This is a genomic window from Geodermatophilus sp. SYSU D00742 (assembly GCF_054049935.1).
In genome coordinates this window covers 1-19,871 of sequence record NZ_JBJGYJ010000005.1, presented here as the reverse complement: position 1 = coordinate 19,871, position 19,871 = coordinate 1, and the positions used below count along the sequence as shown (strand labels likewise).

The following is a 19,871-nucleotide window of genomic DNA, read 5'->3' as shown; positions in this document are numbered from 1 at the left end:
TGGCGTCCACAGCCGGGCCGGTCGTCCACCGATCCGTCGGGTCGACCGCCGAGCCCGGCGCCGACCGGTGGGGTTGCGGGCATGGACTCATCCCTGCCTCCCGAGCTGGTCCTGCGTCGCCGCGCCCTGGCCGCGGGCTGGTCGGACGACGAGCTCGTTCGACGGCTGCGGCGTGGCGACCTGACCCGGTTGCGACCGGGTGCCTACCTGTTCGAGGCACCGCCCGATCCCGCCCTCCGGCACCGTCACCTGGTCACCGCCACGCTCGCCGCACTGCGCCGTCCGGCCGTCGTCAGCCACCAGTCCGCCGCGGTGCTCCACGGGTGGCCGCTCTGGGGGGTGCGGTTGGACCGGGTGCACGTCACCCGTGAGCCGCCGGCCTCGAGTGAGGTCGGCCGGCACCTGCGCTGTCACGTCGCCCGGCTCTCCGACGCGGAGGTGGTGACCGTGGAGGGGGTGCTCGTGACGGACCCGGCCCGCACTGTGGTCGACCTGGCGCGGACCCTGCCGTTCGAGCCCGCGGTGGTCGCGGCAGACGCCGCCATGCGACCGGGTGGCGTCCCGCGGGTGGACGTGCAGCGCCGGCTCGCGGACGTCACCGGGACGCCGGGGAGCCGGGTGGCGGCCCGCGTGGTCGGGTTCGCCGACGGGCGCAGCGGATCCGTGGGCGAGAGCCGCAGCCGGGTGTTGCTGCACCGGCTCGATCTGCCGCCGTCCACGCTGCAGCTCGACGTCCGGACCGCCTCCGGTCGCCCGGTCGGCCGCGCCGACTTCGGCTGGGAGGAGCACCGCGTGCTCGGCGAGTTCGACGGGCGGGTCAAGTACGGGCGGTTGCTGCGGCCGGGGCAGCAGCCCGGCGACGTCGTGTTCGAGGAGAAGCGGCGGGAGGACGCGCTGCGCGACGAGGGCTGGGGTGTGGTCCGGTGGACGTGGGGCGACCTCGTGCCCGGCGTCCTCGGCCCCCGGGTGCGCAGGGCCCTGGCCCGAGGGCGGAGGCAGAGTGGCTGAGACCCGGCTCTGCCGGCGCCCTCCGGGCTCTGCGGGCGGCATCCCGCCCGCAGAGCACCGGGGACACCGGCACAGGGTCACTCGAAGGAGTGCTCGGGGCCGGGGAAGGTGCCGGAGCGGACGTCGTCGGCGTACTCGCGGGCCGCGCGCAGCAGCTCGCCCCGGAGGTCGGCGTACTTCTTCACGAACCGCGGCACCCGCCCGCCGGTCATCCCGGCCATGTCGGGCCAGACCAGCACCTGGGCGTCGCAGTCGGCACCGGCGCCGATGCCGATGGTCGGGATGGCCAGCTCCTTGGTGACCTGGCCGGCGATCTCGGCGGGGACCATCTCCATGACGACCGAGAACGCCCCGGCCTCCTGGACGGCGTGCGCGTCGGCCAGCAGCTGCTCGGCGCCGGCGCCGCGGCCCTGCACCCGGAAACCGCCGAGGGCGTGCTCGCTCTGCGGCGTGAACCCGATGTGCGCCATGACCGGGATGCCGGCCTCGGTCAGCGCCCGGATCTGCGGCGCCACGCGCACCCCGCCCTCGAGCTTGACCGCCTGGGCCCCGCCCTCCTTCATCAGCCGGACGGCGCTGGCCAGCGCCTGCTGCGGGCCGGCCTCGTAGCTGCCGAAGGGCAGGTCGGCCACGACGAGCGCGCGCCTGGTGGAGCGGGTGACCGACCGGGTCATCAGCAGCATGTCCTCCAGCGTCACCGGGACCGTGCTGTCCAGCCCGAGGACGACGTTGCCGCCCGAGTCACCGACCAGGAGCACCGGGATGCCGGCCTCCTCGAATACCGACGCGCTAACCGTGTCGTAGGCCGTGAGCATGGCCCACTTCTCGCCGCGCTCCTTGGCCTGCTGCAGGTGGTGCACGCGCACCCGGGCGGAGGAGGCTCCGCCGTAGAGCACCGACTCGCTCATGACTGTGCCGCTCCCTCGCGGACGCTGGGCAGGGACTCCCGCCAGCGGTTGGTGATCGGCAGGCGCCGATCCCGGCCGAACGCCTTGAGGCTGATCTTCGTTCCCGGCGCCGACTGCCGGCGCTTGAACTCCGCGGCGTCGACCAGCCGGAGCACCCGGGCGACGACCTCGGGGTCGTGGCCGCGCTCGAGCAGGTCGGCCATCCCGAGGTCGCGGTCGACGTAGTCGGCGATGACCGCGTCGAGCTCCTCGTAGGAGGGCAGCGAGTCGGTGTCCACCTGGCCGGGGGCGAGTTCGGCCGACGGGGGCTTGTCGATCGAGTTCTGGGGGATCGGCTCGGTCTCGCCGCGGTCGCGCGCGTACGCGTTGCGCCAACGGGCCAGCTCCCACACCAGCGTCTTGGGCACGTCCTTGATCGGCGCGAAGCCGCCGGCGGAGTCGCCGTAGAGGGTGGAGTAGCCGACCGCCACCTCGCTCTTGTTGCCCGTGGTCAGCAGCAGGTGCCCGGACTGGTTGGACAGCCCCATCAGCAGGGTGCCGCGCACCCGCGCCTGCAGGTTCTCCGCGGCGACGCCGGTGAGCTCCACCGACCCGTGGTAGGCGTCGACCATCGGCGCGATCGGCACGACCGAGTAGTGCAGCCCGGTGCGCTTCGCGAGGTCCTCGGCGTCGGCGAGGGAGTGCTCGCTGGAGTACTTCGACGGCAGGCCCACGCCGTACACCCGGTCGGGGCCCAGGGCGTCGACGGCGAGGGTGGCGACGACGGCGGAGTCGATGCCGCCGGAGAGGCCGAGCACCACCGAGGGCATCCCGTTCTTGTCGATGAAGTCCCGCAGGCCCAGGACCAGCGCCCGCCAGACCTCCTCGCAGTCCTCCAGCGGCTCGGCGACCGACGGCGGTCGGGCCTCGAAGGCCGGCAGCGGTTGCTCGGACACCACGTGCCGGGTGACCGTCATCGGCCCGATCCGGCCGTCCCGCCGCTCGGGCACCGACGACGGGTCGACGGTGAGGTCGGCGGTCAGCAGGTGCTCGACGAACTGCGGAGCCCGTCCCAGCAGCTGCCCGTCCGGCGCGACGGCCATCGAGTCGCCGTCGAAGACCAGCTCGTCCTGGCCGCCCACCTGGTTGCAGTACAGGATCGTCGCCCGCGCCTCGGCGGCGCGGCGGCGGACCAGCGGCAGCCGCAGGTCGTCCTTGGCCCGCTCGTAGGGCGAGGCGTTGGGGGAGACGACGAGGTCGACTCCTGCCTCCCCGGCGACGCCGCACGGCCCGCCCTCGACCCAGAGGTCCTCGCACACGGTCAGGGCCACGTCGACGCCGTGCAGCCGCACCACCGGCAGCTCGGTGCCCGGCACGAAGTAGCGGGCCTCGTCGAAGACGCCGTAGTTCGGCAGGTGCCGCTTGTAGTAGCGGACGACGACCTCGCCGCCGTGGAGCAGCGCCGCGGCGTTGCGCGGGGCGCCCTGGCGGGGGTTGGCGTCGGCAGGGCGGTCGCCCTCGGGCATGGACTCCACCGCCGCCGGGCCCGTGCCCTCGGTGTGGGCCAGGTAGCCGACGACGACGGCCATGCCGCCCAGGCCCTGGTCGGCCAGTGAGGCGGCGAGGTCGACCAGCGCGTGCTCGCTGACGCGGGCGAAGGACTCCCGGAGCACGAGGTCCTCGGGCGGGTAGCCGGTGAGGGTCATCTCGGGGAAGACGACGAGGTGTGCCCCGGCCTCGGCGGCCTTCGCCGTCCAGCGGGTCACCAGGTCGACGTTGCCGGGGATGTCGCCGACGCGGGTGTCGACCTGGGCCAGGGCCACCCGGAGTTGTACCTGCTGTCCAGTCACCCGGTCAGTCTCGCGGTCGTCCCGTCCCCCCGGCCAGGCGGGGAGGCCGGCCGCACGATCACGACCGCGGGACGGGCACCCCGTTGGTCGCGCCCGCGGGGGCGGCGGCCTCGGCGGGAGCGGCGGCCTCCGCGGGAGCGGCGACCTCCGCGGGGGCGGCGACCTCCGCGCGGGTGGACCGCTCGAGGAACCGCAGCAGCTCGACCGGGAACGGCAGCACCACCGTCGAGTTCTTCTCGGCGGCGACCTCGACCATGGTCTGGAGCAACCGCAGCTGCAGGGCGGCCGGCTGGGCGGACATCACCTCGGCGGCCTGGGCCAGTTTCTGGGAGGCCTGCAGCTCGCCCTCGGCGGTGATCACCCGGGACCGGCGTTCCCGCTCGGCCTCCGCCTGGCGGGACATCGACCGCTTCATCGACTCCGGCAGCGCGACGTCCTTGATGTCGACGCGGTCGATGTGCACGCCCCAGTCGACGGCCGGGCTGTCCATCATGAGTTCGAGGCCCTGGTTGAGCCGCTCGCGGTTGGACAGCAGGTCGTCGAGGTCGCTCTTGCCGATGACCGACCGCAGCGACGCCTGGGCGACCTGCCCGATGGCGGCCTGGTAGTTCTGCACGTCGACGACCACGCGGACGGGGTCGAAGACCCGCCAGTACACGACGGCGTCGACCTTGACGGTGACGTTGTCGCGGGTGATGCCCTCCTGGGCCGGCACCGGCATCGTGACGATCTGCATGTTCACCTTGTGCATGCGGTCCATGCCGGGCGCGATCAGGGTGAGCCCCGGCGGACGGGCCTCGCCCAGCAGCCGGCCGAACCGCAGGACCACCCCGCGCTCGTACTGGGTCACCACGCGCACGCTGGAGGCCACCAGCACGGCCAGGCCGAGGACCACGATGACGAGCACCGCGAGAACGACGTCCATCTCGCCCTCCGCCACCGGCGCCGCGGCCGGACGCGCAGGTCGCGTCCGTGGCCGCGGCACCCTCGTGATGGCGCTCACATGCTAGATCCGGGTCGCCGGGAGGCGGTGACCTCCGTGCGTGGGACGGCGGCCGGAGCTCAGCAGTGGGCGTACTCGGACGGGCGCAGCGCCATCGCGCCGGCCATCGCGACCAGCATCAGCACGTGGCCCCACAGCATCAGGCCGCCGGGGGAGAGGAGCCCGGCCCACAGCGGGACGAACAGGACGACGAACGGCAGGTACATCGCGGCGCCCATCTCGGCGCAGGCCCGCCAGCTGTGCCTCCGCCACCGCATGACCAGGGTCATCCCGATCGTCATGTTGGTGGCCATGACCAGGGCCATCGGCTCGGTGCGGTCCAGGACGGCGCCGACGCCGAACGCGTCGAGGACCAGCTCCCAGACCGGGTGCAGGGCGACCATCCCGACGGCCATCGCGACGACCATCTCGAGGTAGTGGAGGACGAGCTTGCGGGCGCGCCGGGAACGGTGCGGGGCGCCGGGGGTGGGGGTGTGCGTGGTGGTGGTCACGGGGTGCTCCTGGGGCTCGGTGCGGCGGTCAGGGGAGGAGGGCGTAGCCGGCCTCGTCGACGGCGGCGGCGATGTCGGCCCGGTCGACGGCGGCGTCCACGCAGACGGTCACGGTCCCGGTGGGGAGGTCGACGGCCACGGTGCGGACGCCGGCCACCCGGCCGATCTCCTCGGTGACGGCGCGCTCGCAGTGGGCGCAGGTCAGGCCGCGGACCTGGAAGCTGGTGGTGCCGACGAACGTGCGGGGGGTGCTTGTCATCACGGGGGCTCCCGGGGGAGTGGCGGATCGGACGGTCCAGAGCCTCCGGCCGGGACGCCGGTGCTCGCGCCGGGAAGACCACCGGGGTGTCCGCCGGGGTCCCCGCTCCCGGCGCCGCCCGGCGTGGACGTGCACGGGCGGCCTCCTCCTCAGCGCGCCGACCAGCCGCCGTCCGAGGCGATGACCTGACCGGTCACCCACCCGGCCTCGTCGCCGGCCAGCCAGGCGACCAGTCGGGCGGTGTCCTGGGGGGTGCTCCACCGCCCGCCGGGACTGGCCGCCGCGACCCGTGCCCGCAGCTCCGCGTCGGCGTAGCCGGTGTCGTTCGGGCCCGGGTCGACGCAGTTCACGGTGATCCCCCGGGGCATCAGGTGGACCGCGAGGCTCCGGGTGAGCTGGTGCAGGGCGGCCTTGGAGGCGATGTAGGGCAGCTCCCCGGGCATGGCGCCGGCGTACTGCCCGGAGGTGAAGGTGAGGACCCGCCCCCCGGGCCGGCCGTCGTGCTGGGCGGCGAAGGCCTGCACGAGCAGCAGTGTGGCCCGCGTGTTCACCGCGTAGGTCAGGTCCACCTCGGCGGCGGTGAGCTGCTCGAGGGACTGCGCGCTGCTGCGGGCGTGGTTGGCGACGAGCACGTCGAGGTGGCCGAACTCCCGGCACGCGGCGTCGACGAGGCGCCCCGGGGCCTCGGGGTCGGCGAGGTCCGCGGCGACGTGCGCGACCCGGCCGCCGGCGGCGCCCAGCTCGGCGGCCAGCGCGTCCGCGCCGCCGGGGTCGGCACCCCACGGCTGCTCGGCGTCGTGCGGGGACCACGAGTGCAGGAGCACCGCGGCTCCGTCGGCCACCAGCCGTCGCGCGATCGCCGCCCCGATGGCGATCCGGCGGCTGGCACCGGTGACCAGGGCCACCCGCCCGTCGAGCGGGCGGCTCACCGGGCCAGCAGGGCGGCCAGCTGGTCGGCGTGGTCCCGCTGGTGGGCGGGCAGGAAGGCGAGGACGTCGGCGAGGGTGACCGGGCCGTCGACCTCGTGGACGCCGGCGCGGTCGAGGTCGGCCGGGCGCAGGCCGGCCACGCTGTCGAACAGGGCGGTCTGCGCGGTCCGCAGCTGCTCGGCGAGCTGGACCGGGGGGACGGTGCGGTAGCCGGCGACGCGGCCGGGCTCGTCGGGGACGAAGTCGGGCAGCAGCGGCACGGACTCGGTGCGCAGCCGGTAGATGCGCTCGGTGAAGACCAGCGCGCTGTCGCGCAGGTGCCCGGCCACCTCCCGCGGTGTCCAGTCCAGCTCCGCGGCGTGGGCGGGGAAGTGGCCGAGCCCGAGCAGGCGGGCGCGGTCCGCGGCGGACGGCCGGACCTCCCACCCGCCGTCGGCGACCGCGCGGGTCACCAGGAGGTCGACGCGGGCCTGGTGGCGCGCGAGGGTGTCGGCAGTCTCGGCCACGAGGTCGCGTACGGCAGTCATGGCGCGGGAGCCTGGCCCACCCGGGCGGCGGTGACCAGGGCCGTTCTCCTCCGGTGGAAGTGTGGTCCTCGTCACTGCCCGCCGGTGGGGCCGGCGACGACCCCGGTGGTTTCCCCGGCGCGAGCCGGGCGCCCGTCGCCGAGGGTCGGGGCCATGACGACGACCCTGCCGGCGGCGCCGGAGCCGACCGCGCCGACCCCGGAGACCTGCGCCCTCGACATCGGCGGCATGACGTGCGCCTCCTGCGTCGGCCGCGTGGAGAAGGCGCTGCGCAGGCTCGACGGCGTCCTCGACGCGCGGGTCAACCTGGCGACCGGGACCGCCGCCGTGGACTTCGACCCGGCCGCGGTCACGCCGGCCCGGATGACCGAGGCGGTCGCGGCGGCCGGCTACACCGCGACCCCGCAGGGGCCGGCGGCCCGGCCCGCGACCGCGGAGCCCGACGAGGCCGACGACGGCGGGCGCGGGCTGCGGCGGCGCTGGCAGGTCGCCCTCACCGCGGGGCTCGGCCTGATGGTCCTCATGTACGTGCCCCTGCCGCTGGACGCCATGGATTGGCTGATGCCGGCGATCCTGGTCGTCGCCACCGTCGTGCAGTGGTGGTCCGGGCGCAGCGTCTACGCCGCCGCCTGGGCCGCCGCCCGGCACGGGGCCACCACGATGGACACCCTCGTCGCGCTCGGCACCGCCGTCGCCTACGGGTACAGCGCCTTCGTCACCCTATGGCCGGCCGCGGCCGAGCGGTGGGGGCTGCCGCTGCACGTCTACTTCGAGACCTCGCTGGTCATCGTCGCGCTGGTGCTGCTCGGCCGGGACCTGGAGGCCCGGGCGAGGAAGCGCACCACCGCCGCGATCAGCGCGCTGGTGGGCCTGGCGCCCCGGACCGCCCGGGTGGTGCGTGGCGACGCCGAGCTCGACGTGCCGGTGGAGGAGGTGGCCGTCGGCGACCTGGTCCGCGTGCGGCCGGGGGAGAAGGTGCCGGTGGACGGCGTCGTCACCGCCGGGGCGACCACCGTCGACGAGAGCATGCTGACCGGCGAGCCGGTGCCGGTGGAGAAGGCCGCGGGCGACCCGGTCATCGGCGCGACCCTCAACCGCACCGGCTCGGTGGTGCTCCGGGCCACCGCCGTGGGCGCGGACACGACGCTGTCCGCGATCGTGCGACTGGTCGCCGAGGCGCAGGGGTCGAAGGCGCCGGCGCAGCGCCTGGCCGATCGGGTGTCGGCGGTGTTCGTGCCGGCGGTCCTGGTCGCGGCGGTGACGACGTTCGCCGTGTGGGCGCTGTTCGGACCCGACACGGGGCGGCTGACGATGGCGATCGGCACGACGATCGCGGTCCTGATCATCGCCTGCCCGTGCGCGCTGGGGCTGGCCACGCCGACCGCCGTCATGGTCGGCACCGGGCGGGCCGCCGAGCTCGGCATCCTGGTCGGCGACGGTCGGGCCCTCGAGCAGGCCCGCCGGCTGACCACCGTCGTCCTCGACAAGACCGGCACCATCACCCGCGGCCGGCCCGCCGTCACCGGCGTGACCACCCGCGGGGGCTGGTCGTCCGACGAGGTCCTCGCGCTGGTCGCGGCCGCCGAGGCCGGCAGCGAGCACCCGCTGGGCGAGGCCCTGGTCACCGCCGCCCGCGAGCGCGGCCTCGCCCTGCCCGCGGTGACCGCGTTCGAGGCGCTGCCCGGCCGGGGGATCACCGCCACCGTCGGTGGGCGGGCGCTGCGCGTCGGCAACCGGGCGCTGGTCGGGGACGCTGCCGGCCTCGCCGCGGCGGCCGACGCCGCGGCCCGTGCCGGCGCGACCCCGGTGTACGTCGCCGTCGACGGCGAGCCGGTCGCGGTGCTGGCCGTCGCCGACCCGGTCAAGCCGGAGTCGGCCGAGGCCGTCGCCCAGCTGCGGGCGCTGGGCCTGCAGGTCTGGATGCTGACCGGCGACACCGAGGCCACCGCCCGGGCGATCGCCGCGCAGGTGGGCATCGAGCACGTGCGCGCCGAGGTGGGGCCCGCGCAGAAGGCCGGGGCGGTCGCCGCGCTGCAGGCCGACGGGCACGTGGTGGCCATGTGCGGCGACGGCATCAACGACGCGCCGGCGCTGGCCCGGGCCGACCTCGGCATCGCCGTCGGCACCGGTACCGACGTCGCGATCGCCTCCTCCGACGTCACGCTCGTCGGCGGGGACCTGCGGGGCATCGTGGCCGCGATCGCGCTGTCCCGCCGCACGGTGACCACGATCCGCCAGGGTCTGGCCTGGGCGTTCGGGTACAACGTGCTGCTCGTCCCGGTCGCCGCCGGCGCCCTCTACTGGTGGGACGGTCTGCTGCTGGACCCGGTGCTCGCCGCGGCCGCGATGGCGATGAGCTCGGTCAGCGTGGTCACCAACGCCTTGCGGCTGCGCCGCTTCCGGCGGCCGGCCGGTGTCGCGGAGGTCCTGCGCCCGTCACTGCGCAGCCGGCTCGGGCAGTACGCCTTCCTGACCGGCGTCGCCGTCCTGGCGCTGGCGATCGGGGCCGGGCTCACCGCGCTCAGCCGCACCGACGCCGCGCAGCGCGGGATGAACGGGGTTCTCGCCTGGACCCAGTCCACCGGCATGCCGATGCGGCCGGCGATGAGCACGATGATGACCGCCGAGGTGGAGCCCACCTCCTCGGTCGACGCCGCGGTCGACGTCCGGCTCGACGTGCCGGCCGACCTGCGGCCCGGTGAGCCGGCGCGGGTCGTCGTCCGGCTGGTCGACGTCGGCACCGGCGGACCGGTGCGCGACCTGACCCGCAGCCACGAGGTGTGGGCGCACCTGATCGCCACCCGCACCGACCTCGGCACCTTCGCCCACGTCCACCCGGAACCGACCGGCCGCCCCGGCGAGCTCGCCGTCGAGCTGACCTTCCCGACCCCGGGCACCTACCGCATCGACACCGAGTTCCGCCGTCAGGGCCAGATGGGCGACGTGCACGACGTCGCGTACCTGACCGTCGCCGGGACCGCGCCGGCGCCGTCCCCCGTCGCGCCGGGACCGCGCAGCCAGGTGGTGGACGGCGTCCGGGTCGAGCTCACCGGCGAGGCGGTGGCGGGCGAGACCGGCGACCTGGCGTTCACCTTCACCGACGCCCGCACCGGCCGACCGGTCGACGACCTGCGGCCCTACCTCGCCGCCGCCGGGCACGTGGTGGTGATGCGCGGCGACGGGACGACCTTCGCCCACGAGCACGCCGACGTCGAGGACGCCGACGGCGACCCGGTGTTCGCCCTGCCCGGCCAGGAGTTCGGCCCCGAGCTGGACGTGCACGCCGAGTTCGCCACCCCCGGCGTGTACCGGCTGTGGGGCCAGTTCCGGACCGCCGACGGGCGGGTGCTCACCGTCCCGTTCACCGTCGAGGCCCGGTGAGCCCCTGGCACCGTCCTCCGCTGGTCAGGGGGTCGTGCCCCGCGACGCGCCCATCGCTGGCGTGTCCCGCGGGCACGACCCCGTGATCGTCCGGGGAGGGGCGCGCTGCGCCCCGGGACCGAGGGGGTCGGCGTGGGCACGATCCGGCTCGCACGCGTCCACGACCCGGGGGCCGGGACCGCCGGCCGCCGGTTCCTGGTGGAACGGCTCTGGCCGCGCGGCGTCCGGCGTGAGGACCTGCCCGTGGACGCCGCCCGCGCCGGCGACGTCACGCTGCTCTACAGCGCCCGCGACCGGGAGCACGACAGCGCGGTGGTGCTGCGGGAGCACCTGCTCGACCGGCTCTCGGACTCTTTCGCGAACAGGGATGAGTCCTAGAATCGCGGCATGGATGCCGACCGCAGTGCGCGGGTCGCCGCGGTGGCGGCGCTGGCCGAACCCACCCGGCGCCGGCTCTACGACCACGTGGTGCGCCAGCCCGGTCCGGTGAGCCGCGACGAGGCGGCCGGCGCCCTCGGCGTACCCCGTGCCACCACGGCGTTCCACCTCGACCGGCTGGTCGCCGACGGGCTGCTCGAGGTCTCCTTCGAGCGCCGCTCCGGCCGCACCGGCCCGGGAGCGGGGCGTCCCGCCAAGCTCTACCGGCGGGCGGCCTGCACCGTGGGGGTCTCCTTCCCCGAACGCCGCTACGACCTGGCGGGCGAGCTGCTGGCCGGTGCGCTGGAGGAGGCCGACGCGTCCGGCGAGCCGCCGAGGGCCGTGCTCGGCCGGCGGGCCCGCGCGCGCGGCCGGGGGATCGGCGCGGTCGCGGGCCGCGGCGACGCCCCCGCCCGCGACAGCGTGGTGGCGGCCCTGGAGGAGGCCGGCTTCGAACCCCGGGAGGAGGGCGACGCGGTCGGCCTGGCCAACTGCCCGTTCCACGCCCTGGCGCAGCAGCACGCCGAGCTGGTGTGCGGCATGAACCTGCGGCTGCTCGAGGGCCTGCTGGAGTCGGTCCCCGGGACCGGGTGGACGGCCCGCCTCGCGCCCCGGCCGGACCGGTGCTGCGTCCGCCTGGAGCCCGCGGCGGCACCGTAGCGCGGGGTGTTGACAGGCCGGTGACGCAGGTCTGTACTTCTAGTCATTGTTGGTTTTAGAAGGAGGGTCGACATGCCGGTCCACCTCATCCGGCCCCGGGCCACCGCGGCCGACCCGGTGCACCGGGCGTTCGTGCTCCTGCGGACGGTCTCCACCGTCGCGCCGATCGCCTCCGGCCCGGACGGGTCCGCCGGCCTGCTGACCGACCGGCCCGGCCACGCCCCGGCCCCGGGGACGGCGGCCGGCGCATGACCACGCCCGAGGTGGTCCCCGCCCCGGCGCGGCGATCGGGTCACCTGCACGCCGTCCGCCCGGCGGCCGCGGTCGACGTCCCCGCCGCCGAGCGGGCGGTGGCCGACCTGCTGCGTGCCCTGGGCCGGGACCCCGCGTCCCCGCACCTGGCCGACACCCCGCGGCGGGTCGCGGAGTCCTACGCCGAGCTGCTGACCGGGCGTCCGTTCGAGCTGACCACCTTCGCCAACGACGAGGGCTACGACGAGCTGGTCATCGCCCGCGACATCCCGGTCCAGTCGCTGTGCGAGCACCACCTGCTCCCGTTCTCCGGCGTCGCCCACATCGGCTACCTGCCCGCCGGCCGGATCCTCGGGCTGTCCAAGCTGGTGCGGGTCCTGGAGCTGTTCGCCCGCGACCTGCAGGTGCAGGAGCGGCTGACCCAGCAGGTGGCCGACTGGCTGCAGGAGCACCTGGCCCCGCGCGGCGTCGGGGTCGTGCTCGAGGCCGAGCACCTGTGCATGTCCCTGCGCGGCGTCCGCGCGCCCGGCGCCCGCACCGTCACCTCGGCGCTGCACGGCGTCCTCCGGCACGACGCCCGCTCCCGCGCCGAGTTCTTCGCACTGACCGGTACCACCGCCTGACCCGCCCCGGGAGGTCGCCATGTCCACCCCGAACCCGTTCGTGATCGTCGGCGCCGGGCTGGCCGGCGCCAAGGCCGCCGAGACGCTGCGGGAGGAGGGCTACGACGGGCCGGTCGTGCTCCTCGGGGCCGAGCCCGAGCGCCCCTACGAGCGGCCCCCGCTGTCCAAGCAGTACCTGCTCGGGAGCGCCGAGCGCGACACGGCCTTCGTCCACGACGCGGGCTGGTACGCCGGGCACGACGTCGAGCTGCGCACCGGCGTCACGGTGACCCGGCTCGACCCGGCCGGCCACCGGGTCCGGCTGGACACGGGGGAGGAGCTGCCCTACGCCCGGCTGCTCCTCGCCACCGGCTCGGCTCCCCGGCGGCTGCCGGTGCCCGGTGCCGACCTCGACGGCGTCCGGTACCTGCGCACCCTCGCCGACGCCGACCGGCTGCGGGCCGACCTGACCGGCGGGGGACGGCGGGTCGTGGTCGTGGGGGCGGGCTGGATCGGCATGGAGGTGGCCGCCGCGGCCCGGTCCCTGGGCAACGAGGTGGTCGTCGTCGAGCCGCAACCCGCCCCGCTGTCCGGCGCCCTCGGCCGGCGGCTGGGCGCCGTCTTCGCCCAGCTGCACCGCGACCACGGTGTCGTGCTGCTCACCTCCAGCACGGTCCGCGAGCTGCGCGGGGACGGCGGGCGGGTCGCCTCCGTGGTCACCGACGGGCACGCCGGCCTGCCCGCGGACCTCGTCGTCGTCGGCGTGGGCGCCGCGCCGCGGACGGAGCTCGCCGTCGCGGCCGGGCTCGAGGTGGACGACGGCGTCCTCACCGACGAGACCCTGCACACCTCGGCGCCCGACGTGTTCGCCGCCGGCGACGTCGCCGGGTCCTTCACCCCGTTCTACGGCCGCCACGTGCGGGTCGAGCACTGGGCCAACGCGCTCCACGGCGGCCCGGCCGCCGCGCGGGCCATGCTCGGCCAGGACGTCGTCCACGACCGGCTGCCCTACTTCTTCACCGACCAGTACGACCTCGGCATGGAGTACTCCGGGCTCGCCTCGCCCGACGACACCGTGGTGTGCCGGGGCACCCCCGGGGACGACGCCTTCACCGCCTTCTGGACCGCCGACGGCCGGGTCACCGCCGCGATGACGGTGAACGTGTGGGACCTGACCGAGCCGGTGCAGGCGCTGATCCGGTCCCGCCGTCCTGTGGACCCGGAGCGGCTCGCCGACCCCGACGTCCCGCTGGCCGAGGTGGCCGCCCCGGCCGGCTGAGGCGCGACACGGGGACGAATCGGGGCCCCGACCGGTGTGCCCGTCGCCCTCAGAGGGCAGGCTGGGGGCGACGTCACGACCCGGAAACGACTGGACGCGATCATGCCGAGCATGGACCGACAGCAGGAGTTCGTCCTGCGCACCCTGGAAGAGCGCGACATCCGCTTCGTGCGGCTGTGGTTCACCGACGTCTCGGGCTACCTGAAGGCGGTCGCCGTCGCGCCGGCCGAGATCGAGGCGGCGTTCGCCGAGGGCATCGGCTTCGACGGCTCGGCCATCGAGGGGTTCGCGCGGGTCTACGAGTCCGACATGCTGCTCAAGCCGGACCCGGCCACGTTCCAGGTGATGCCGGCGACCAAGGGGCGGCCCAGCGACACCGCCCGGATGTTCTGCGACCTCACGCTCCCCGACGGCTCGCCGTCCTGGGCCGATCCGCGGCACGTCCTGCGCCGGACCCTGGCGAAGGCCGCCGACATGGGCTTCACCTTCTACACCCACCCCGAGGTGGAGTTCTTCCTGCTCAAGGACCTCCCCACCGACGGCAGCGCGCCGCAGCCGGCCGACAACGGCGGCTACTTCGACCTGTCCACGCACAACGTGGCCCACGACTTCCGGCGCGAGGCGGTCTTCGCGCTGGAGGCGATGGGCATCTCGGTCGAGTTCAGCCACCACGAGGTGGCGCCCGGCCAGCAGGAGATCGACCTGCGCTACGCCGACGCGCTGTCGATGGCCGACAACATCATGACGCTGCGGCACGTCGTCCGGGAGGTGGCGCTGGCCCAGGACGTGCACGCCACGTTCATGCCCAAGCCGTTCACCGAGCTGGCCGGCTCGGCGATGCACACCCACCTGTCGCTGTTCGAGGGCGACCGCAACGCCTTCCACGACCCGGCCGACCCGATGCGGCTGTCGACGACGGGCAGGCAGTTCATCGCCGGCCTGCTCGTCCACGCCCGGGAGTACACCGCCGTCACCAACCAGACGGTCAACTCCTACCGGCGGCTGCTGGCCGGCACGGAGGCACCGACCGCGGCGACCTGGGGGCGGGCCAACCGCTCGGCGCTGGTGCGGCTGCCGTCGTACAAGCCGAGCAAGGCGCAGTCGGCGCGGGTCGAGGTGCGCTCGCCGGACTCCGCGTGCAACCCCTACCTCACCTTCGCCGTCCTGCTGGCCGCCGGGCTGCGGGGCGTCGAGAAGGGCTACGAGCTGCCCCCGGAGGCCGAGGACGACGTCTGGTCGCTCACCGACACCGAGCGGCGCGCGGCCGGCTACGAGGACCTCCCGGTGTCCCTCGGCGAGGCGCTGACCGCGATGCAGGGCAGCGAGCTGGTCGCCGAGACGCTGGGCGAGCACGTGTTCCAGTTCTTCCTGCGCAACAAGTGGGCCGAGTTCAACGCCTACCGGCAGAACGTCACGCCGTGGGAGCTCACCCGGTACCTCCCCGGCCTGTGACACCGCGGGCACGTCCGTGGACCCCGCGCGGTGCGGATCCGCGGACGTGCCCGGAGCGGGCGGCGCGGGCGAACTACGCTCGTCGGGTGGCCCGCCTGCTCGTCGTCGTCCCCAGCGAGACCGCTCCACCCGCCCGGCTCGGCGACTGGCTGCGCGCCGCCGGCCTGGAGCTCGACGAGCGCCACCTGGGCGCCGGCGACGGCCTGCCGGCGGACCTCTCCGGGCACGACGGGCTGCTGGTGCTCGGCGGCCCGCAGTCCTCGCTGGACGCCGAGGACGTCGCCCCCGAGCTGGTCGGGGTCCGGGCGCTGCTGCGCGAGGCGATCGCGGCCGACGCCCCCACCCTGGGCATCTGCCTCGGCGCCCAGCTGATGGCGCAGGCCGGCGGCGGCACCGTGCGGGTCGGGGTGGACGGGCCGGAGGTGGGGGCGTCGCTGGTCGCCAAGCGGGACGCCGCCGACCGCGACCCGCTGTTCGGCCCGCTGCCGCTGAGCCCGGACGTCGTCCAGTGGCACCACGACGAGATCGCGCAGCTGCCGGCGGGGGCGACCCTGCTGGCGAGCAGCCCCCGCTACCCGTACCAGGCCTTCCGGCTCGGCCGGCACGGGTACGCGCTGCAGTTCCACATCGAGACCGACCCCGACGTCGTCCGCCGCTGGGCCGGGAGCGACCCGGCCGGGGTGGCGTCCACGCCGTTCGACGCCGCGACCGTCGCCGAGCGCGCCGCCGCGGTGCACCCGGACCTGGAAGAGGTGTGGGCGCCGTTCGCCGCCCGCTTCGCCGACCTCGTGCGCGCCCGCGCACGCGCCGCGGCCTGAGCGCGCCGTGACGACCAGCGACGCGACGGAGGTCCCCCGCCGGGCGGTGGTCCGGCTGGTGCGGTTCGGCTTCCTCGACGGCGAGCGGGCCGCCCGGCTGCTGTCCGAGCCGGCCATGGGGCTGTGGGACCTCGAGCGCAACGAGCCGGCCGACCCCGAGGCCGGGCCGGTGGTCTCGGCGCTGGCCCGCACCGGCGACCCCGACCTCGCCGTCCGGTCCCTGCGCCGGCTGGTCGAGTCCCTGGACCGTGAGGACCCCGCCGGTGGTTCGGCCGCCGCGCTGCTGGCCCGGCTGCGGGGCTCGGCGCCGCTGCGGGCCCGGCTGCTCGCGGTGCTGGGCGCCAGCTCCGGCCTGGCCGACCACCTCGCTGCCCACCCCGGGGACTGGACGGTCCTCGACGAGCACGGTCGCGGTCCGTCCCGGCCCACTCCCCACGCGCTGCAGCGGCAGATGCTCGTCGCCGTCGGCGCCGACCCCGACGACCCGCCGTGGGGCGTGCGCCTGGGCAAGGCCGCCCCCGACGCGAGCCCGCAGCGGATCGGCGAGCTGCGGCTGGCCTACCGGCGGGCGATCCTCTCCCTCGCGGGGCGGGACCTCGGTGAGGGCCTGACCGCCGACGAGGTCGCCGCGGAGCTGGCCGACGTCGCCGGCGCCGTCCTCACCGCGGGGCTCGCCCTCGCCGTCGCCGAGCAGCCGGCCGACGCCGCGGCCTGCCGGCTGGCGGTCATCGCGCTGGGCAAGACCGGCGGCCGGGAGCTCAACTACGTCAGCGACGTCGACGTCGTCTTCGTCGGCGAGCCGGTCGACCCCTCCGAGGCCGAGACCGCCGCGATCCGGAGCGCCACCCGCGTGGCCGCCGCCCTCATGCGGATCTGCCGGGAGGCGGCCTGGGAGGTCGACGCCGCGCTGCGCCCGGAGGGCAAGGCGGGTGCGCTCGTGCGCACCCTGGCCGGGCACGCCGCCTACTACCAGCAGTGGGCGAGCACCTGGGAGTTCCAGGCGCTGCTGAAGATGCGGCCGGTCGCCGGCGACCCCGACCTCGGGCGCTCCTACGTCGAGGAGCTGTGGCCGCTGGTCTGGAAGGCCGGCGACCGGCCCGGCTTCGTCGCCGAGGTGCAGGCCATGCGCCGCCGCGTGCTGGAGAACATCCCGCCGGCGCAGGCCGAGCGGGAGCTCAAACTCGGCCGCGGCGGGCTGCGCGACGTCGAGTTCGCCGTCCAGCTGCTGCAGCTGGTGCACGGCCGGGTCGACCCCTCGCTGCGGGTCGGCGGCACGGTGCCGGCGCTGATGGCGCTGTCGGCCGGCGGCTACGTCGGCCGGGACGACGCCGCCACCCTGGTCGCCTCCTACCGCTTCCTGCGCACCGTCGAGCACCGGCTGCAGCTGCTCCGGCTGCGCCGCACCCACCTGCTGCCCACCGACGAGCAGCAGCTGCGCTGGCTGGCCCGCGCGCTGGGCTACAAGCCCGACGCCCGCGGCGACGCCGTCGCCGTGCTCGACGCCGAGCTCACGCTGCACACCCGCGAGGTGCGCCGGCTGCACGAGAAGCTCTTCTACCGCCCGCTGCTGTCGGCGGTGGCGAAGGTGCCGGCCGAGGCGGCCCAGCTCGGCTCGGGGGCCGCCGCCGACTGGCTGCGCGCCCTCGGCTTCGCCGACCCGGACGGCGCGCTGCGGCACATGTCCGCGCTCACCGGCGGGGTGTCCCGCTCGGCCTCGATGCAGAAGTACCTGCTCCCGGTGGTGCTGCAGACCCTGGCCGACAGCGCCGCCCCCGACGCCGGGCTGCTGGCCTACCGCAAGGTCAGCGAGGCCCTCGGCGGCAACCAGTGGTACCTGCGGCTGCTGCGCGACGAGGGCCAGGTCGCCGAGCGGCTGGCCCAGCTGCTCGGCTCCAGCGAGTACGTCGCCTCGTTGCTCACCCGCACCCCCGAGGCGCTGCGGATCCTCGCCGACGACGCCGAGCTGCAGCCGCGCACCGCCGCGACCCTGGCCAGGGCGTGGCGGCAGGCGTCGGCCCGGGCGGCGGACCCGCAGGACGGCGTCCGGGTGCTCCGGGGGCTGCGCCGCTCCGAGCTGCTCCGGGTGGCCGCGGCGGACCTGCTCGGGATGCTGGACGTGCACGAGGTCGGCCGGGCGCTCACCGACATCGCCGTCGCCACCCTGCAGGTGGGCCTCGACGCCGCGATCCGCGTGCACGCCGCCGAGGCCGGCGTCGGGCCCGCCGACCTCCCGACCGACGTCGCGGTCATCGGCATGGGCCGGCTCGGCGGTGGCGAGATGGGCTACGGCTCCGACGCCGACGTCCTGTTCGTGCACCGGCCGCGGCCGGGCGCGGAGGACGCGAAGGCGACCGCCGCGGGCAACGCGATCGCGCACACCCTGCGCCGGCTGCTCGGCGAACCGGCGCCCGATCCCGCCTTCGAGGTCGACGCCGACCTGCGGCCGGAGGGCCGGCAGGGCGCGCTGGTGCGCAGCCTGGACTCCTACCGCGAGTACTACGAGCGGTGGATGTCGGTCTGGGAGGTGCAGGCGCTGCTGCGTGCCGTCCCCGTCGCCGGCGACGAGGCCCTGGGGGCGGCGTTCGTGCAGCTGGTCGACCCGATCCGGTACCCGGCGCAGGGGCTGACCGCCGAGCAGGTGGCCGAGATCCGCCGGATCAAGGCCCGGGTGGAGCGGGAGCGGCTACCCCGGGGCGCCGACCCGGCCACGCACACCAAGCTCGGTCGCGGCGGGCTGGCCGACGTGGAGTGGACCGTGCAGCTGCTGCAGCTGCAGCACGCCGCCGAGGAACCCGCGCTGCGGGTGCCCTCGACGGTCGGCGCGCTCACCGCGCTGCGGGAGGCCGGCCTGCTCGGCGCCGACGACGCCGAGGCGCTGCGGACGGCGTGGGAGCTGGCCAGCCGCGCGCGCAACGCGGTGTTCCTCGTCCGCGGCCGGCCCAGCGACCAGCTGCCGCGACCGGGGACGGAGCTGGCCGGCGTCGCCCGCGCCAGCGGCTACGGCCCCGACACCGACCCCGGGCGCTTCCTCGACGACTACGGCCGCGCCACCCGGCACGCGCGGGCGGTCGTCGACACCGTCTTCTACGGGCGGCCGGCCGGCGGCTGACCGCGGCCGGTACTTGCCGCGGGCCGACGGCCGAGCCGACCATGGGAGCAGGCCTCTGCGAACGGGAGGAGATCGCGATGACCGTCGCACGCGAACCGGTCCCCATGTCGCCGGCGGAGAAGCTGATGTGCGAGTGGGAGGCCCGCCACGACGTGGCCGCCCGGGGCCGGCGGGTGGACCCCGCGGCCGCGTTGCAGCACTACCTGAGCCACAGCAGGTGCGAGGAGGAGCTGCACCACCCCGAGCGTCCCGAGCGCCGGGCCGCGGAGCGCAGGCGGCGGGAGGACGCGTTCGCCGCCGAGCACCCGCTCCTGACCTCGTGGGTGCGGTGGGGCGAGGACCGGCGCTGACCGCCCACCCGGGCCGGTGACCCGGGTGTGACGTCCGGCCGGACGGGGCAGGGGAGGAGCGTGTCGCACCCCCGGCCCGACCCCGACCTGCCCGCGGACGACGTCCCGGCCGGCGGGGAGGGCGCCACGATCACCCCGTACCGCGACGGCCCGCTGATCGTGCGCGGCGACTTCCGGCTCGTCGACCAGGACGGCGTGGACATCGACCCCGGCCGGGACACCGTGGCGCTGTGCCGGTGCGGGAGGTCCGGCATCAAGCCCTTCTGCGACGGCACGCACAAGCGCGCCGGGTTCACCGCCCCCAGCGCGCCGGCCCGCCCCCGGCCGGCCGCCCGCATCGTGGGCGAGGGCGCACCGGGCTGACCCGCCCCTCAGCCCCGGGCATTGAACGCCTTCGCTGGTCGCATGGAGGCCGGCCGACACCGACGCGGTGCTGGTCTGGATGCCGGTGATCTGGTCGGCCACCCGCTGCGTGCTGCCGCGGTCCCCGGTCGGGTCCGGGGGGGGGCGGGGGGGCGGGCGGCCCCCCCGCGGGGGGGGCGGGCGGGGGGCGCCGCGGGGGCGGGGGCCGTCCGCGGGGGGGTGCGGGGGGCGGCG

19 protein-coding genes are annotated in these 19,871 nt (G+C 76.0%); 12 read left to right on the top strand and 7 right to left on the bottom strand.

Annotation, left to right across the window (positions count from 1 at the left end):
- The first annotated feature begins 81 nt into the window (after window positions 1-81).
- Window positions 82-1,008: a type IV toxin-antitoxin system AbiEi family antitoxin domain-containing protein gene (locus ACI78V_RS04870; protein WP_456849473.1), complete on the top strand. Its 927-nt coding sequence runs from the start codon at window positions 82-84 to the stop codon at window positions 1,006-1,008.
- Window positions 1,009-1,085: 77 nt separating this feature from the next.
- On the opposite strand, the gene panB is transcribed toward ACI78V_RS04870, so the two are convergent.
- The 7 genes from panB to ACI78V_RS04835 form a co-directional block, all read right to left on the bottom strand.
- A complete protein-coding gene (gene panB, locus ACI78V_RS04865; protein ID WP_456849471.1) occupies window positions 1,086-1,916 on the bottom strand; it encodes a 3-methyl-2-oxobutanoate hydroxymethyltransferase in 831 nt (276 codons plus the stop codon).
- Window positions 1,913-3,745: an NAD+ synthase gene (locus ACI78V_RS04860; RefSeq protein WP_456849469.1), complete on the bottom strand. Its 1,833-nt coding sequence runs from the start codon at window positions 3,743-3,745 to the stop codon at window positions 1,913-1,915. The genes panB and ACI78V_RS04860 overlap by 4 nt, the downstream gene beginning before the upstream one ends.
- Before the next feature lie 58 nt (window positions 3,746-3,803).
- Window positions 3,804-4,670 (bottom strand): slipin family protein, encoded by an 867-nt coding sequence (locus ACI78V_RS04855; RefSeq protein ID WP_456849467.1) that lies wholly within the window; start codon window positions 4,668-4,670, stop codon window positions 3,804-3,806.
- A gap of 137 nt (window positions 4,671-4,807) precedes the next feature.
- Window positions 4,808-5,239, bottom strand: coding sequence for a hypothetical protein (locus ACI78V_RS04850; RefSeq protein ID WP_456849466.1), 432 nt, complete (start codon window positions 5,237-5,239; stop codon window positions 4,808-4,810).
- Between the two features lie 28 nt (window positions 5,240-5,267).
- Window positions 5,268-5,498, bottom strand: a complete 231-nt coding sequence (locus tag ACI78V_RS04845) for a heavy-metal-associated domain-containing protein (RefSeq protein WP_456849464.1) — start codon at window positions 5,496-5,498, stop codon at window positions 5,268-5,270.
- Between the two features lie 149 nt (window positions 5,499-5,647).
- Window positions 5,648-6,427, bottom strand: a complete 780-nt coding sequence (locus ACI78V_RS04840; RefSeq protein ID WP_456849462.1) for an SDR family oxidoreductase — start codon at window positions 6,425-6,427, stop codon at window positions 5,648-5,650.
- Complete coding sequence (locus ACI78V_RS04835) at window positions 6,424-6,954, bottom strand: DinB family protein (RefSeq protein WP_456849460.1); 531 nt, start codon at window positions 6,952-6,954, stop codon at window positions 6,424-6,426. Before ACI78V_RS04835 ends, ACI78V_RS04840 begins: the two co-directional genes overlap by 4 nt.
- Window positions 6,955-7,107: 153 nt before the next feature.
- Here ACI78V_RS04835 and ACI78V_RS04830 point away from each other — a divergent pair, with 153 nt between their 5' ends.
- The 11 genes from ACI78V_RS04830 to ACI78V_RS04780 all read left to right on the top strand — a co-directional run bounded on the left by ACI78V_RS04830 (window position 7,108) and on the right by ACI78V_RS04780 (window position 19,637).
- The gene (locus ACI78V_RS04830) at window positions 7,108-10,335 is read left to right on the top strand and encodes a heavy metal translocating P-type ATPase (RefSeq protein WP_456849458.1); all 3,228 of its coding nucleotides are present in this window, start codon (window positions 7,108-7,110) and stop codon (window positions 10,333-10,335) included.
- A 132-nt stretch (window positions 10,336-10,467) separates the two neighbouring features.
- Window positions 10,468-10,713, top strand: coding sequence for a DUF488 domain-containing protein (locus ACI78V_RS04825; protein WP_456849456.1), 246 nt, complete (start codon window positions 10,468-10,470; stop codon window positions 10,711-10,713).
- 9 nt (window positions 10,714-10,722) lie between these two features.
- Window positions 10,723-11,412 (top strand): helix-turn-helix transcriptional regulator, encoded by a 690-nt coding sequence (locus ACI78V_RS04820; protein ID WP_456849454.1) that lies wholly within the window; start codon window positions 10,723-10,725, stop codon window positions 11,410-11,412.
- 72 nt (window positions 11,413-11,484) lie between these two features.
- Window positions 11,485-11,664, top strand: coding sequence for a hypothetical protein (locus ACI78V_RS04815; protein ID WP_456849452.1), 180 nt, complete (start codon window positions 11,485-11,487; stop codon window positions 11,662-11,664).
- Window positions 11,661-12,287 (top strand): GTP cyclohydrolase I FolE, encoded by a 627-nt coding sequence (folE, locus tag ACI78V_RS04810; RefSeq protein WP_456849451.1) that lies wholly within the window; start codon window positions 11,661-11,663, stop codon window positions 12,285-12,287. The genes ACI78V_RS04815 and folE overlap by 4 nt, the downstream gene beginning before the upstream one ends.
- 19 nt (window positions 12,288-12,306) lie before the next feature.
- The gene (locus ACI78V_RS04805) at window positions 12,307-13,545 is read left to right on the top strand and encodes an NAD(P)/FAD-dependent oxidoreductase (protein WP_456849449.1); all 1,239 of its coding nucleotides are present in this window, start codon (window positions 12,307-12,309) and stop codon (window positions 13,543-13,545) included.
- A 111-nt stretch (window positions 13,546-13,656) separates the two neighbouring features.
- Window positions 13,657-14,997 (top strand): glutamine synthetase family protein, encoded by a 1,341-nt coding sequence (locus ACI78V_RS04800; protein WP_456849447.1) that lies wholly within the window; start codon window positions 13,657-13,659, stop codon window positions 14,995-14,997.
- A gap of 86 nt (window positions 14,998-15,083) precedes the next feature.
- Window positions 15,084-15,815, top strand: a complete 732-nt coding sequence (locus ACI78V_RS04795) for a type 1 glutamine amidotransferase (protein WP_456849445.1) — start codon at window positions 15,084-15,086, stop codon at window positions 15,813-15,815.
- A gap of 7 nt (window positions 15,816-15,822) precedes the next feature.
- On the top strand, window positions 15,823-18,924 hold the full coding sequence (locus ACI78V_RS04790) for a bifunctional [glutamine synthetase] adenylyltransferase/[glutamine synthetase]-adenylyl-L-tyrosine phosphorylase (protein WP_456849443.1): 3,102 nt from the start codon (window positions 15,823-15,825) through the stop codon (window positions 18,922-18,924).
- A gap of 77 nt (window positions 18,925-19,001) precedes the next feature.
- On the top strand, window positions 19,002-19,274 hold the full coding sequence (locus ACI78V_RS04785; RefSeq protein WP_456849441.1) for a hypothetical protein: 273 nt from the start codon (window positions 19,002-19,004) through the stop codon (window positions 19,272-19,274).
- Window positions 19,275-19,334: 60 nt separating this feature from the next.
- Window positions 19,335-19,637 carry a CDGSH iron-sulfur domain-containing protein gene (locus ACI78V_RS04780; RefSeq protein ID WP_456849439.1) on the top strand — a complete coding sequence of 101 codons (303 nt, stop codon included), beginning with the start codon at window positions 19,335-19,337 and terminating at the stop codon, window positions 19,635-19,637.
- The last annotated feature ends 234 nt before the right edge of the window (window positions 19,638-19,871 follow it).